Source organism: Arcicella rigui (assembly GCF_034929435.1).
In the GTDB taxonomy this organism is placed as follows: domain Bacteria; phylum Bacteroidota; class Bacteroidia; order Cytophagales; family Spirosomataceae; genus Arcicella; species Arcicella rigui.
This window is the reverse complement of the sequence record NZ_JAYFUM010000016.1, coordinates 141,055-157,181: the sequence shown is the minus strand read 5'-3', so window position 1 is coordinate 157,181 and position 16,127 is coordinate 141,055. Positions and strand designations below refer to the sequence as shown.

Here is a 16,127-nt window from a genome sequence, read left to right as displayed (position 1 = left end):
CGAACTAAAAAATCTTGTTTAAAGTGCGTAAACCACTCGATAGTCCAAGCATTTGCATAACCTCTATCAAGTACATGTAAAACACCATTACCAATAGATTTATGCAATTTTTCCAGCATTCTAAAGATAATATTAGTACCGTGTTCTTTATGTTTTCCTCTTGTAGTCCACCATGACATTTGACAAACACTGGGAGCTTCACCCAAAGCAGAAAGCAATGTAGCAGTCCAGCGATAACCTGGCACACAGATACGACTTACGGGTGGACGATAAAAACCTTTCTTGACTTTTGTCAGACGTTTTCCTTTACTACTTTCTACACTGCATAAACCCTCGGTAAACCGAGCGTCGGTCGCCAACTCTCTGGCTTTTCTATTTTACTATCATCCCATACTAACAAAGGGCGTTTTCCTATTTGAATTAGTTGTTCAATGCGTTTTTACTGCGAGCAAATAGAAAATCATCAATCACAGTAACTGTCCATTTCTTTGAACGTAGAAGGTTGCTGATACGTTTTGTTCCTGCTGGTGCATGATTGAATCCACAAATAAAGCCTCCTAACTCACTCAGAAGCAACCCAATAGAGCGATTTCTATTCAGAAGAATAGCAACAAATAAATTGTAGAAAGTCTCAACAAGACGTTTATCAAGAAGATTGTCTAAAGTAAGCTCTAAATCAGAAAGATAAACATCAATTTTTTTGAGAAGAAAATATGAAGCATTTGCTTTTTTTGTAAAACTATCGTTTTTTTGTAGATGTGCCTTGGGCATAATAAAACCTCCTGTTTTTTGTGTTTGTCGTAATTCACAAAATAAACAAGGAGGTTTTTATTTGTCAAGTCATACCCAAAATTCGGGATGACTCATGTTGTAATCGAAAACGTAAAGATTAAAGTACTCGTTTTTTTCCTTTAGCATCAATTACTTCCACAGATTTTATTTGTGGCGACAATAAAATACTTCTTGAAGATTGTGATAAAAATGAGCTACCATAATCTATTTCTACTTTGCGGGTTTTCCCGTTTTTCAAAGTTTCGATTACTGCCACATCGTTGGTTTTTAAGGGTTTTGTTTGATAAATATTGTTGCTCAACTTGAAAGTTTTGAGTTCCGCTCTGTTTTGTGTTGCCATCAATAATGGTTTGCCTTGTGGGTTACTCAGTCTTACCAATCCTTTGGCATCGCCCAATACGGCAAAACCACTTTCGGGTAATCGGGTCGATTTGAAATTACCTTTTCCATTGCCTTTCAATAAAAGTCCGTTGAAAGCATCAAAACGCCCTACTGATACTTCTCCACCAAAATCGTTACCGACCATAAGTACATCAAGGCTACCGTCGTTGTCGAAATCTTCAGCTAACATTCCAAAAATTGGAGCAGTCTGTGCTTGCATTGGCAATTCTTTTATCTTGAATTTACCTTCGCCTAAGTTTTCGACATAACTGGTTTTCAAATAATTAGCTCTAAGAATAAGAGCATCTTTTAGGTCTTCTTCTGAAAGTACTTCTTTGATACTGGCAATGGCTAATTTGTTGTAATTATCAAATTTACGACGCATCGTAATCATCTGTTTATTCAAATCATCTTTGCCGTTATAGGGTACTTCTTTACGAGTAAGGTCGCCTTCTTTTACTTTATAATATACCGTAGGGATGGCATCGTAATTTCCATCTGTATTGAAATCCTTCCCATAAATTGACACAGGTTCGCTGTCGGTAGCTCTGTACAACGAGTTTTTACCGAAGTTTCCAACAATATAGTCCATGTCGCCGTCGTCATCAAAATCACCCGAAACGATACTGTTCCAGAAACCAATTTGTTTTTGTAAATCAGTTTCCATTTTTTCTAAATGACCTTTATTATTTTTCAGAATTGTAATCGGCATCCATTCACCAGCCAACATCAAATCTACCCAGCCGTCATTGTCCACGTCTGTCCAAAGAGCATCACAAATCAAACCTGCATTGATTAAAGCTTCTGCTGCTTTTGGCGTAGTATCCGTGAATTTTACTTGTCCATTTTTAGAATCATTCCGTAAAATATAACTTGAAACAGGTTTTGGATAAGCCGCAATTTCTACTCTACCACCCACAAACAAATCGAGGTCACCGTCTTGGTCGTAATCGGCTGCTTTTACACAAGAACCACTTTTCAAGAAAGTTGGCAAAGCTTGAGCTTGAAGGGCAAAATGTCCTTTTCCATCATTTTGATAAAATCTATCTTGATACGAAGGATGGTCTTTTGAAAATTCAACACTTCCCGAGACGACGTACAAATCAAGGTCATTATCAAGGTCGGCATCAAAAAGTAATGCCCCCATATCTTCTGATTGCTTATCAGCCTCGTTTTCATTGGTAATTAAATCGGCTTTGGTGAATTTCCCTGCCTGATTTTGGAGTAAGAATGTTCCTTTATGAAAAACAGAACCGCCAATGAATACATCTTCTAAACCATCGCCATTAACGTCACCAACCGCAATAGAAGGGCCGTATTGTGATAATTTATGCGGAATTAATTTCTGAATATTATAATCAATTGCATCACGTTCGTCATGAACAAAACCGATTTGTAGCGAATCCGTAATGTCTTTGAAAAGCGTAAATTGTGTTTCGTTTGTATTCGGCAGTGTGGATTTATCTACGGCATTTTTTTCGTCCAACACTAATACTTGGTTGGCTTTCACATTTTTTAGTACTTGTACTTTACCGCTTTGCCAAGTTACTTTTACTTCTTCTACAAGATTGTTTTTGCCCAAACCGAAATGCACAATGTTTTCTATCGTAGAAAGATAACCACGATACGGCGAGTTTTCATAGATTTGTTGCTGACCATTTTGATACTTGATTTCAACAAAAGCCCCCAAACCACCAATGTTATTGTCTTTTCCGTTCAGTTTTACTCGTAAATAATTACTTTCAGCCGGACGCATTTCGATAAGGTTATTGCGATAAACAGAAGCCGAATCGTTGATATTATTGGTTACATAATCCAAATCGCCATCGTTATCTAAATCACCATAAGCTGCACCATTAGAGAAACTTGGCGTAGTAAGCCCCCAAGCTTTTGAAACATCCTCAAAGCCAAAATCGCCTTTATTTCTAAAAGCATAGTCCGTGATTTTTACCGAAGGAATCAAATCAAGTAACATCATATCCGACATTACGTTTCGCATTTCGGCACGATAAATCATAAAATCTTGGTCGGTAATATCTCTCGGAAATCCGTTGGTAATGATAATATCTCGCAGCCCGTCATTATCAAAATCGGTTGCCATCGGTGTCCAACTCCAATCTGTTTCTGCAATGCCAGCCAATAAACCTACTTCGCTAAATACAGGCTTGCCAGTTTTTGGATTTACGCCTTGATTCATCTGCAAAGTATTTCGTGGATATTGATAATCATAACCGTACTTTTCGTTGTTTTGGTAGGTTAGATAATTATTAGGTGGCAACATCATTTTCTTGCGGTAATTATCCGCAGGCATCATATCAACTGCCAAAATATCCACTAAACCATCATTATTGAGGTCGGCAACATCATTCCCCATTGCCGAGTATGAAGTATGCTTTAAATAATCGTGGGCTTGGTCGCTGAAAGTACCATTATGATTATTGATGTACAATAAATCGTTGGTCAAGTAATCGTTGGTTACATATACATCTTTCCAGCCGTCACGGTTAATATCGGTAATGTTGAGTCCTAAACCGTAGCCTTCAATCAGGATTCCTGCTTGTTTTGAAACATCCGTAAATACAGCGTGTTTCAATTTCGGGTCCCAATCGTTTCTATACAATTTATCGGTTCTTTTTGAAGAGCCATCCACAATTTTATCGTGATACTTGTTTGGATAACGAACATCTTCCATTTCGTTTACCAAAACGTACAAATCTAAATCGCCATCATTATCGTAGTCAAAAAAAGCGGCGTTCGTTGTATGAGTAGTATCGGCAACACCATATTCACTTGCCATGTCTTTGAAAGTCGGTACGCCATCTTTGCCTACTCCTTGATTGATGTACAACATATTTGCTCGTTCAGAAGCTACTTTTTTCACCGTTGCACATACATAAATATCTAATAATTTATCATTATTAATATCGACCAAAGCTACGCCAGAACACCATTTGCCTTCGGCAGCTACGTTAGCTTTTTGCGTAACATCTTCAAATTTCAACTTATTAGCTTCATCAACGCCTTTATTGAGGTACAATTTATTGGCTACTTGATTTCCCGTAAAGTAAATATCAGTAAGGTTGTCGTTGTTGAAATCACCCAGTGCTACACCGCCACCATTATATACATACTCGAATGCAAGTACGTTCATAGTGTCGTTTTCAACAATTCGGTTAGAGAAAGTAATGCCTGTTTCTTCGGCAGACAGTTTTGAGAAAAGTGTTCCTTCGTTGTTGCAAGAACATAAAAAGAAACTAAGAAAAATTGAGATGAGTAGTAAAGATTTTTTAAACATAAAATAAGATACATTAGGTTGGTTCATCAATAAGAATATAAAATTAACATGATTTTATATTAATTCTATACGTTTTGTTCCCATACCTCTGATTAATCTATATTATTTTACAAAATCCGAGCATTCGCTGATAATTACTTGATGAATACGAAAAAAGCCCGAAGAAATCTCCGAGCTTTTTTGGGAAAATAATATGATTTGTGAAATAAGCTTTCAGTTGTCAGCTATCAGATTATTATAAAAAGATTTATCGTCATCAGCAATCTAATTAACATGATTACAACGCCATAAATACTTTTAGCTGAAATCCGACAGCCTAAATTACTATTTCATTCATACTTATAAAGTACGTTTCAATTCTTTCATTTCGTAACATTCGATATTGTCGCCAACTTCGAGGTCGTTGAAGTTTTTCACAGAAAGGCCACATTCGTATCCGAATTTCACTTCTGCTACATCGTCTTTGAAACGTTTCAAGGCAGAAATTTCGCCTTCATGAACAACCACGAAGTCACGAATAACACGGATTTTATGGGCACGTTTCACCGTTCCGTCCAATACATAACAACCTGCTACTGTACCTACTTTAGAAATCTTGAATACATCACGGATTTCGATATTAGCAGTGATAACTTCTTCAAATGTTGGAGCTAATAAGCCTTCCATCGCATCACGAACATCATCAATTGCTTGGTAAATAACTGAATAAGTACGGATTTCGATTTGTTCGTTTTCTGCCAAACGACGAGCGTTTACGCTTGGACGAACTTGGAATGCAACAATTACAGCGTCTGAAGCAGAAGCCAACAATACGTCTGATTCTGAAACCTGGCCAACGCCTTTGTGAATAATACGAACTTGTACTTCTTCGGTTGATAGTTTCAATAATGAATCCGACAATGCTTCTACTGAACCATCCACGTCACCTTTCACAATTACGTTCAATTCTTTGAATGTACCAATTGCCTTACGACGACCGATTTCTTCAAGCGTAATATGTTTACGAGTACGTAAAGATTGTTCACGGATGATTTGCTCACGTTTGTTGGCAATTTCACGTGCATCACGCTCATTTTCCATTACGCTAAGTTTATCACCTGCGGCTGGTGCACCACTCAAACCTAATACTTGTACTGGTATTGAAGGCCCAGCTTCTTTTAATTTTACGCCACGGTAATCAAACATCGCTTTCACACGACCGTAATGAGCTCCCGCAAGCATCATATCACCTACTTTCAAAGTACCTGATTGTACCATGATATTGGCAACATAACCACGACCTTTATCTAATGAAGCCTCGATAACAGCACCTACTGCACGTTTATTAGGATTGGCTTTCAATTCTAATAATTCTGCTTCTAACAATACTTTCTCTAATAATTCATTAATACCTAAACCTGATTTAGAAGAAATTTCTTGGGTTTGGTATTTACCCCCCCATTCTTCAACCAGCATATTTTTGATAGATAATTGCTCACGAATTTTCTCAGTATTTGCACCCGGCTTATCTACTTTCGAGAAAGCAAAAACGATAGGTACGCCTGCTACCATTGCGTGGTTGATAGCTTCCTCTGTTTGTGGCATCACGGCATCATCGGCTGCAATTACGATAATGGCAACGTCTGTCAACTTAGCACCTCTGGCACGCATGGCTGTAAACGCCTCGTGACCCGGAGTATCTAAGAAAGTAATTCTACGACCATCGTCATGTTTTACTGAATACGCACCAATGTGCTGTGTAATACCCCCTGCTTCACCAGCCGCTACTTTTGCACGACGGATGTAGTCAAGTAAAGAAGTTTTACCGTGGTCAACGTGACCCATAATGGTTACGATTGGAGCTCTCGGTAATAAATCTTCTGGAGCATCCTCCGCTTCAACAATTGCCGATTCGATTTCTTCTTCTGCCGAAACGAACTGAACATCAAAACCAAATTCTTCGGTAATTAAAGCAATGACATCTGCTTCAAGACGTTGGTTGATTGAAACGAACATTCCTAAACTCATACAAGTAGAAATAATTTCGTTTACAGATACATCCATTAAAGAAGCTAATTCACTTGCTGAGATAAACTCAGTTACTTTCAAGATTTTTGCTTCTTCGTTTTCTGCTAACTGACGTTGTTCGTCTCTTTCTGCACGGAACTTACGTTTTACACGACGTTCTTTAGCACCAAAGTTCGACTTCGTGGTTTGTCCTTGCAGACGAGCCATCGTAGCCTTGATTTGGTCTTGGATTTGTTTTTCAGAAACTTCGCCTTTTACTTCTTTCTTAGGAGCATTTCCAGCATTATTGTTATTATTATTATTGCCTCCTTGCTTCTTCTTAAAGTTGTTGTTTGCGTTGTTATTATTATTGTTCTGATTGTTGTTATTGTTATTCGTATTGTTTGAACCAGTGTTACTATTATTACCTTGGTTATTAGGTTTTTTAGCATTAGGGTCATTCGTAGCTGGAGCGTTGTTTGGTACTCCGTCTTTTTTCGGACGAGGTGCACCTCTTTCATTACGGATTTCAGCTTCAGTTACTTTTGCTCCACCCGGTTTATCAATACGCTTGCGTTTCTTCTTGTTATTGTTGTTGTTTCTCGAACCACCACGAGAAGGCTCAACTGGCAAGGCAATTTTACCTAAAACCGTAAGTCCTTTCAACTGCTCGCCTTTTGCTTCAATCAATTCAACATTTGAAGTATCCTCTGGGATTTCGTCGTTACGACCTAACTTTTGAACTGGAGCAGGGCGTTGTTGTTGAGGTTGTTGAGGCGTGTTTGGCGTAAATGAATTTCCTCCACCTTGCTGAGCAGGACGGTTATGGTTTTGTTGATTTACATTACCACCCCCTTGTTGCTTGTTGTGCTGTGGGTTTTGGTTATGATTTCCTCCTCCCTGTTGCTTATTATGCTGTGGATGTTGGTTCTGATTCCCGCCACCGTGCGGCTTATTTTGTTGGTTTTGGTTATTATTCCCTCCGCCTTGTGGCTTGTTGTGTTGGTTTTGGTTATTGTTATTATTCACCCCACCTTGTGGTCTATTGTGTTGATTCTGATTATTGGCTGGTGTTGCTGCTACTTCAGTAGGTTTTGGTGCAACCGCTATTGGTGTTACGACTTCTTCTATCACGACAGGTTTCTCCACCACAACCACAACAGGCTCTGGTTTTGGAGCTTCTTCAACCTTTTCCACTTTGGCAGGTTCAACTACTTTAATTGGTTCTGCTGCTACTACCGCTGGAACAGGCTCTGGTTTTACTACTTCTACTTTAATTTCTACCGGCTTAGGCTCTGGTTTTACAGGCTCTACATTTACAATTACTGGCTCTTCTACTTTTGGCTCTGGTTTAGGTTCGGGCTTTGGTTCTGCTTGAACGGGCTTCGGAGGAATTGGATTTCCTTTAGCATCTAATTCAATTTTACCAAGTACTTTAAACTGTACTTCTGCTCTTCCCAAAATTACGTCAGCGTCTTTTTCAACCTTTGGTTGTTCGGGTGCTTTAGTTGGCTCTACTGCTTTGTCTTTTTCTCTAAAGTATAAAGGTAAGCCATCATCCTGCTTTTTAGCAGGTACTACAATCTCTTCAGCTGGTTTTGAAGCCGAAGAAGCACTGACATCTTTCAAGAGAGATTCAGCACCATATTCTTTTGCTACGAGCTTGAGTTGCTCAAAATTAAGTTTGGCGTTGGGGTTGTTCTCAACCTTATGGCCTTTGACAGAGAGATATTGAACAATGGTTGAGGTTCCCACGTTAATCTGCTTTGCCACAAGGCTCAAACGCATCATTTTATCTTCTGCCATAATTTCTGTTGATACTTTTCTATAATAATTTCAAATTTTAAGTAATGAATGATAGAATAGCTTTGATGAGTAAGTGAAATAAAACAATGACTATTCTATCATTCAATCACTTACTCATTCTAAATTATTCAAACTCTGAACGTAGAATTGATAATACCTCGTTTACGGTTTCTTCTTCAAGTTCTGTACGGCGAATCAACTCATCGCTGTTTAATTTCAGAACTTGTTTTGCCGTATCCAAGCCGATTTTGTGTAATTCTGCAATTACCCAATCTTCGATTTCATCAGAAAACTCAGTTAAATCAACGTCTTCTTCATCAACTTCACTTTCTTTAATATCACGATAAACGTCCAATTCGTAACCAACCAACTTTCCAGCTAACTTGATATTCTGTCCGCCTTTACCAATTGCCAACGACACTTGGTCTGGTTGTAAATACACCGCAATTCTTTTTCTTTCTTTATCAATATTCATTGAACTTACTTTCGCTGGGCTTAATGCACGGCCCACCAAAAGCTCAAGGTTTTCTGTATAATTGATAACGTCGATGTTTTCATTCTGTAATTCACGAACTATTCCATGAATACGAGAACCCTTCATCCCTACACAAGCACCTACTGGGTCTATGCGGTCGTCATACGATTCTACGGCAACTTTTGCACGCTCGCCCGGCTCACGTACTACCTTACGAATCATAATTTGTCCGTCATAAATCTCAGGAATTTCTTGCTCAAACAAACGTTCCAAGAAAACAGGTGAAGTACGTGAAAGAATAATCTTTGGCGTACCATTATTCATATCTACTTTATGAATTACCGCTTTTACGGATTCACCTTTTTTGAAACGGTCTTTCTGAATCATCTCCGACTTCGGCAAAGTCAATTCATTGCCTTCGCTATCAGTGATGATAAATTCTTTCCCAATAATTTGATACACATCACCCGTTACCATTTCTCCTACTAAGTCTTTGTATTTATCAAAGAGACCCTCTTTTTCTAAATCTTTAACTTTTTGGATCAATGTCTGACGAGCCGTTTGAACAATTCTACGACCGAAATCCTCTAATTTGATTAACTCAGCTACTTCTTCACCGATTTCAAAATCAGGTTCAATCAACTTCGCTTCAGCCAATGGAATTTTGTCGTAATCCCAAATATCTTCTGAATTATCATCAACGATTTCACGTGTACGCCACATTTCTAAGTCGCCACTTTCAGGGTTGATAATTACGTCAAAATTTTCGTCTGTACCGTATCTCTTACGAATCATCGTGCGGAATACGTCTTCCAGCACTTTTATCATCGTCGGGCGGTCAATGTTTTTTTCTTTTGCAAAATCCGCAAACGACGAAATTAACTCTGCACTGTTCATCTTTTCATAATTTTATTAATGAGCAAAAAAGCCAAGCAGTAAAAATGTATAAGTAAGAGATGGTTCTCTAAAGCTCAACAATTCAACAATTCGGCAACTCGACCATTATTTAAACGATATTTGTACTTTTGCTTGTTGTATGCTCGAAAAAGGAATTGTGATAGCTTCAACAATTGGCTCTACTTTCTTACTTTTTGTTTTTTTGATTTCTTCCTTGAAAAGAATTCCCTCATCATTTACATCTTCCAACACTCCTACTTTCTCGATACTTTCTTTTAAAATTACTTTCAAATTTCTACCAATGTTTTTGGTAAATTGGCGTTTGGAAGCCAACGGAAAGTCGATACCCGGAGACGAAATTTCTAAATTGTAAGCTCCCGTTATTAAATCGTTGGTTTCGATATAATGGGCTAATCTTCTACTTACAGAGGCACATTCTTCTATTTTGATACCTTCGTCGGTATCTAATAAAATAGTGATGTTTGTTCTTGTTTTACCAGCACTTACCTGAATATCTACGATAAACAATCTACCTTCTTCAAGATATGGTTCGATAAGTTCGGCGATTTTCTCTTTTGTCATTTTTCTTTCACGATTTCATCATCGTGCTACAATCTAATAAACAAAAAAGAGGGATTATCGACCCCTCTTCCTTTAATTTCTCTGCAAAAGTAATACATTTTATGAAAGAAAACAAGTTTAACGTAGCCTTTACACGCTTTTTAATCAACTAATTATCTTTTAGATTTTTTATCCTGATATTTCTCTTCACTTTTCATTTTTTAGAGATTCACCCTAAAGCTAAATCCATGTTTTTCAAAAGCTAAACTTTCATAAAAAGCATGGGCTTCGTGGCGTTTTAGGTTGCTGGAAAGTACCAATTTATAACAACCTACTTCCTTACAACGCTCCATTGCAAAATTCATCATGGCTTTTCCAATGCCTTTTCCTTGTACTTCGTCTGCCACTACTACGTCTTCAACCACGCCCGAAGGTGTACCCACATGTGCCAAATTATCCATAATCAATAAAGCAAAAGTACCAATGATGCCAGCTTCGTTTTCAGCCACATACACTTTATAATTAGGATAAACCGCCATCTTGGCAAAGAGTGTTTCTGCTTGTTCGATACTCAAAACTTTACCCTTGTCTAATACCGTAGCATAGAGATTTAGAATAGCAGGTAAATCTGCTTTTGTGGCTTGCCTAATCTGAATATTCATGGTTTTAAGAAAAAAAATATTACTTTTGGTCAAAATTTAACCTTGACTTTAGAACGTGGCTAAAATAGTTAATTATTTTAAAATGAACTCCATATCCTAAGAATATCCTTAGATTTGAAGTATTTTTTAAAGTCCAAAGCTTCTAAAATCAAAAATCAGAAATCAAAACAATGTCATACGGTTTATTAAAAGGAAAGAGAGGTATCATCTCTGGAGCATTAGATTCCAACTCAATCGCTTGGAAAGTAGCTCAACGTGCTAAAGAAGAAGGAGCAATTATTACACTCACAAACGCTCCTTTGGCGATGCGAATGGGAGAAATCAACAAATTGGCGGAAGAGTGCGAGGCAAAAATTATTCCTGCCGATGCTACTTCAGTAGAAGATTTGGAAAAACTTTATGCAGGCTCAATGGAAGCTTTAGGCGGAAAAATTGATTTCGTATTACATTCAATCGGTATGAGTACTAACATTCGTAAAAACCGCCCATATAGCGATTTGAACTACGAATGGTTTATGAAATCTTTAGACGTTTCGGCTCTTTCTTTTCACAAAATGTTGCAAGTAGCTGATAAAATGGACGCTATCGCCAACAATGGTTCTGTTGTGGCTTTGTCTTATATCGCTGCACAACGTTCTTTCCCTGACTATACAGATATGGCTCAAGCAAAAGCGATGTTAGAATCTATCGCTCGCTCTTATGGCTATCACTACGGAAAGAAAAATGGAACAAGAGTAAACACTGTTTCACAATCGCCAACCAAAACTACTGCGGGTACTGGTATTTCTGGCTTTAATGCTTTCTATGAATATGCCAACGAAATGTCGGCTTTAGGAAATGCTACGGCTGACGAATGTGCTGACTATGTAATTACTTTGTTCTCTGACCTTACTAAAAAAGTAACGATGCAAAACTTATTCCACGACGGTGGTTTTAGCTCGGTAGGTATTTCAGAAGAAATCGTAGCAAGAATGAGCTAAATAAAGTATTGATAATTTTTCAATCTTTGGAACAATTATCAATCATAGTAATCATTTAAGATTTACAAAATAGAAAGAGTGGTCAAAATTAGTTTTTTGACCACTCTTTTTTTTATTCATTTTATACTTTTGGAAACTCGTACTACAAATACTTATTTTTACACTTAAAACCTCATCACTTATGTCTAATATTTTAGATTATTTTATTCATGCTTTTACACATCTACGCCGTGATAGTAAAAACGGAGGTGCTCCGCACAAACCTATTTTGCTATTAGCCATTATTCATGAATATGAATTAGGACATATCCCCGACCACAAGATTTATATTAGTCCAGAACTTACCCATTCATTCTCTCTTTTTTGGAATCAATTGGTTACTACTGCACATGACCCAAGATTTACTTTACCTTTTTTTCATCTTACAGGCGAAAAAGGGAATTGGTGGCAATTAATGCCTAATGTAGGTTGTGAATTATGGATTGAAAATGCTGGCTCGATGCGAAGTTTTGGCAATTTGAGTGCAGCAGTGGCTTATGCAATGATTGATATAAATTTGGCAACTTTGTTATTAAATCAAGAAAGTAGAAATATCCTAAAACAAGTATTGCTAAAAACCTATTTCCCCCACAAGACGCTCCAACAAGATTCTTTTGAACAAGATAATTACTTTGCTCAACTCAAAAATGATATTTATGAGCCTTCCATTGCTTATAAAAGTAAATTAGAAGATTTAAAGAAAAACCTCGACCCCGAAACCTATCAAATAGAAGTATATAATAGAGGTACTATTTTTAGAAGAGAAGTAGTAAAAATCTATGATGCTACTTGTGCTATGTCTGGATTAAGCGTGTCGGCTTCTTTTAGTATTTCGATGGTGGACGCTTGTCATATTATTCCTTTTGCTATCGGGTTTGACAATACGTTGAGTAATGGTATTGCTCTTTGCCCCAATCTTCATAGGGCTTTTGACCGTGGATTGATTGCCGTAAACGACCATTACGAAATAATCATATCAAAATCTTTTAAAGAAAATCGAGAAAGTGATTATAGTTTTTATCAATTAGAAGGCAAAAACATTGTATTACCCCAACAAACCGCATATCAACCCGCTTTAGAAAATTTTGCTTGGCATCGAGAGAATGTTTTTAAGAGGTAGATTGGATTGAAAAAATTGCTGTTACCATTAATCAATCCAAAATACTATTTCAAACCTTAAAGCCATGACTTTAAGGTTTTTACATTTTAAAAATAGAGTTTCAAAAGAACTCAAAGCTTAAAGCTCATAGCTTATCGCTTATTTAGCTCTTAAACTGCTTGAATCTAAGTCACTCCTCAAAGCTTCTCTTTACTTTCTTTAAGCCTCAGTCTTTATGCTAAAAGCTTCTTTGTCAAAGCTTAAATTAGCTCTTGACATTCTTTTTGGTGGTATTTTGAACCTAAAAGGGTGTCGGAAGAACCTAAAAGGGTCTCCTGACATCCTTTTTTGCGGTATTTTGCGGTAAAAAGGTTCTTCGGAGAACCTAAAAGGGTCTCTCGACATCCTTTTTTGCGGTATTTTGCGGTAAAAAGGTTCTCCGAAGAACCTAAAAGAATGTCTGGAGAACCTTTTAGGTTCTTTTTGGACTATAAAAACCGCAAAATACCGCAAAATGCTCTCTCGGTAGTAGCTAAAAGTATCATTGGCTTTGCTTTATGGTATATCATAGATAGTTTAGGGATATGCGTATTTGTAGGAAAAATATCGAAGCAGATACAAATAAGTAGCTTGAAAGTTTTCTGAAAAAATAAACACCTAAAAACCAACAACTTAACAATTTATTTATTATTTTCATACTGTTAAATAGCTTCTACACTCACTGACGATAAACCGTCTATAAGGCATATCATCAGTTGTTTAAGTAGAAGTATTTAGGGTAATTATCTTTCTACTTAAAAAAATCAGACAATGGAAAATCGCATTTCATTCACCCTCACTGATGCTGAACAAGCCCAAATTAATCAGCATCTCAACAGCATTTTAGCTATCCTCCAACCCAAAGCAGTGGTTTTAGATGCCAGCGACCGTATGGAGATTCTCAAGATGGCAGATGGCACACTTCCTTTTACAGAAAAAGCCATAGGTTACATGCACAGCAACCCTGCTTTTAAGCCCGACTTTGTTAGTCTCGAAGAAGCTGACATTGATTTGAATGCTTATAAACTGGGGAAACAGTTTTTGACTTACGCTCAACAGGTTATTAGGGTTATTGAGGACATTTGTTTTTTGTCGGGCTCAGAAGCGTATTCTGCTGCCTTAGTATATTACCGAAATGTAAAGATGCAAGCGGAACTTAAACAACCGGGAGCTAAAGATATTTATGAAGATTTAGCCAAACGCTTTGTAAAAAAGAGTAGTAAGAAGAGTAAAGAGTGATAGGGTTAGTATTTTTTGTTTGGCACGAGTTGGAAACTCGTGCTACTTTTATCTGTGGTTGGTCTTCCGAATAGCAATGGTAGGGAGACCAGCAACGTGTTAAGATTGAGATAAAATACATCCTTTTCTATCATTCATTTTTTGTATATTCGTTAAGTAAAACGGTTTTCAATTTATCAATAGAATCTATTATGACTATCGTACTCAAAAAAGGACAGAAACTTGAAGAAGTGCTACCACCCAATATATCCGCAAAGGGTAGTAAAAAATTAAATGCCAAAAAGTATGTTGGCATGGTTAAATCAGCAGAAGACCCATTAGAAATTCAAAGAAGAATCCGTAATGAGTGGGAATAAAATATTAATCGACACCAATATTGCTATTTATTTATTCAATGGTGATGATGACTTGGGAAATATTCTTCAAGACACTGAGGCTTATGTTTCTTTTATTAATCAGCTTGAACTATTAGGGCATAAAACAATAACGCCTCAAGAGGAAAATTGGTTAGAATTATTTTTAGAGGAATGTAATATCATGGATTTTAACAAAGGGATTAAAGATATTACTATTCGTTTACGCCGTAAGTACGCCCTCAAATTACCAGATGCAATTGTAGCTTCCACAGCCATTTTTTTAGGAATTCCACTTATTTCAGCCGATAGACATTTTGATAAAATTGCAGAATTAACATTTATCCTATATGAGTCTAATAAATAAGTTGGTTTCATAAGGGGATGAATACAAAAACGCCCTGTCTTCACGAGCGTTTTTGTAAGTGTTTTGTACGAGTTGGAAACTCGTGTTACTGTTTACACCAAACCTTCTTTTAATAAATCGTGAAGGTGAATAAAGCCTAATGGTTTATTATTTTCTACTACAATCAATTGAGTGATGTTTTTGGCTTGCATAATTTGAAGAGCTTCTACGGCAAAAGCATCTGGTTCAATAGATTTTGGGGCTACGGTCATAATATCTTTTGCAGTAAGTCCCGTTAAATTATCATGTACATTTAGCATCCTTCGTACATCACCATCCGTGATAATACCAGCCAGTTCTTGTTTTGAATCCAGTACGGCAGTAGCTCCCAGACGCTTAGAACTGATTTCTAAAATAGCTTCTTTGATATTTGAATGTTCAAAAACGATAGGTAATTCGTGATTTGGATAAATATCTGATACCTTTAGATAGAGTTTTTTACCTAATGCTCCTCCGGGATGATATTTGGCAAAATCTTGACTATTAAAACCACGGCATTCTAATAAGCATACCGCCAGAGCATCGCCCAAGGCTAATGCTACTGTTGTACTGGTAGTTGGAGCAAGATTGAGTAAATCGGCTTCTTTCTCGGCAAGGGCATGTAGAATAAAATCTGCATTTTTCCCAAGATAAGAGCTTGGATTTGAAACCATTGCAATTAATTTTACACCAGTACGCTTGATAAGAGGTACTAAAACCTTAATTTCTGGGGTATCACCAGACTTAGAAATACACATTACGGTATCGTCATTTTGTATCATTCCTAAGTCGCCATGAATAGCATCGGCAGCGTGCATAAACAAAGCGGGCGTTCCAGTAGAATTAAGTGTAGCCACAATTTTCTGTGCAATGATTGCAGATTTCCCAATACCCGTAATCACAAACCTTCCTTTGGCGTTAAGTAGGTGATTTACACATGATTCAAAGGAAGAATCAATTGATGGGATAATTTTTAGGATAGCATTTGCTTCTTCCTCTAAAACTTTTTTTGCAGTTGATTGGATATTTTTTACTAATTTCAATGTTAGAAACAGTTTTTAAATACTGATTTTGTGTTAAATTTATTACAAAGATAAAGGATTATTAACCACGATATTAATCAAAAAACCTTATTCAA

At 37.0% G+C, this 16,127-nt stretch carries 12 protein-coding genes and 1 pseudogene; 5 read left to right on the top strand and 8 right to left on the bottom strand.

Features of this window, described 5'->3' with window-relative positions:
* The 7 genes and pseudogenes from VB248_RS14320 to VB248_RS14290 all read right to left on the bottom strand — a co-directional run.
* Positions 1 to 359 (bottom strand): annotated as a pseudogene (locus VB248_RS14320) (transposase); the annotation flags it as partial.
* A gap of 61 nt (positions 360 to 420) precedes the next feature.
* On the bottom strand, positions 421 to 771 hold the full coding sequence (locus VB248_RS14315; protein WP_323297477.1) for a hypothetical protein: 351 nt from the start codon (positions 769 to 771) through the stop codon (positions 421 to 423).
* Between the two features lie 118 nt (positions 772 to 889).
* Positions 890 to 4,468 (bottom strand): VCBS repeat-containing protein, encoded by a 3,579-nt coding sequence (locus tag VB248_RS14310; RefSeq protein WP_323297476.1) that lies wholly within the window; start codon positions 4,466 to 4,468, stop codon positions 890 to 892.
* Between the two features lie 339 nt (positions 4,469 to 4,807).
* Entirely contained in the window at positions 4,808 to 8,260 is a 3,453-nt protein-coding gene (gene infB / locus VB248_RS14305) for a translation initiation factor IF-2 (RefSeq protein ID WP_323297475.1), read from the bottom strand.
* A gap of 124 nt (positions 8,261 to 8,384) precedes the next feature.
* The gene (nusA, locus tag VB248_RS14300) at positions 8,385 to 9,632 is read right to left on the bottom strand and encodes a transcription termination factor NusA (protein WP_323297474.1); all 1,248 of its coding nucleotides are present in this window, start codon (positions 9,630 to 9,632) and stop codon (positions 8,385 to 8,387) included.
* Between the two features lie 105 nt (positions 9,633 to 9,737).
* Positions 9,738 to 10,214, bottom strand: a complete 477-nt coding sequence (locus VB248_RS14295) for a ribosome maturation factor RimP (RefSeq protein WP_323297473.1) — start codon at positions 10,212 to 10,214, stop codon at positions 9,738 to 9,740.
* A gap of 200 nt (positions 10,215 to 10,414) precedes the next feature.
* The gene (locus tag VB248_RS14290) at positions 10,415 to 10,855 is read right to left on the bottom strand and encodes a GNAT family N-acetyltransferase (RefSeq protein WP_323297472.1); all 441 of its coding nucleotides are present in this window, start codon (positions 10,853 to 10,855) and stop codon (positions 10,415 to 10,417) included.
* 170 nt (positions 10,856 to 11,025) lie between these two features.
* Between VB248_RS14290 and VB248_RS14285 the strand changes: the two genes are divergently transcribed.
* From VB248_RS14285 to VB248_RS14265, 5 genes are all read left to right on the top strand, one after another.
* Positions 11,026 to 11,835: an enoyl-ACP reductase FabI gene (locus tag VB248_RS14285; RefSeq protein ID WP_323297471.1), complete on the top strand. Its 810-nt coding sequence runs from the start codon at positions 11,026 to 11,028 to the stop codon at positions 11,833 to 11,835.
* Between the two features lie 181 nt (positions 11,836 to 12,016).
* On the top strand, positions 12,017 to 12,994 hold the full coding sequence (locus VB248_RS14280; protein WP_323297470.1) for an HNH endonuclease: 978 nt from the start codon (positions 12,017 to 12,019) through the stop codon (positions 12,992 to 12,994).
* 789 nt (positions 12,995 to 13,783) lie between these two features.
* Positions 13,784 to 14,251, top strand: coding sequence for a hypothetical protein (locus VB248_RS14275; protein WP_323297469.1), 468 nt, complete (start codon positions 13,784 to 13,786; stop codon positions 14,249 to 14,251).
* 191 nt (positions 14,252 to 14,442) lie between these two features.
* Positions 14,443 to 14,607: a hypothetical protein gene (locus VB248_RS14270; RefSeq protein WP_323297468.1), complete on the top strand. Its 165-nt coding sequence runs from the start codon at positions 14,443 to 14,445 to the stop codon at positions 14,605 to 14,607.
* Positions 14,594 to 14,971 carry a type II toxin-antitoxin system VapC family toxin gene (locus VB248_RS14265; protein WP_323297467.1) on the top strand — a complete coding sequence of 126 codons (378 nt, stop codon included), beginning with the start codon at positions 14,594 to 14,596 and terminating at the stop codon, positions 14,969 to 14,971. The genes VB248_RS14270 and VB248_RS14265 overlap by 14 nt, the downstream gene beginning before the upstream one ends.
* A gap of 92 nt (positions 14,972 to 15,063) precedes the next feature.
* Here VB248_RS14265 and VB248_RS14260 read toward each other — a convergent pair whose 3' ends face one another.
* Positions 15,064 to 16,032: a KpsF/GutQ family sugar-phosphate isomerase gene (locus tag VB248_RS14260; protein WP_323297466.1), complete on the bottom strand. Its 969-nt coding sequence runs from the start codon at positions 16,030 to 16,032 to the stop codon at positions 15,064 to 15,066.
* Between the last annotated feature and the right edge of the window lie 95 nt (positions 16,033 to 16,127).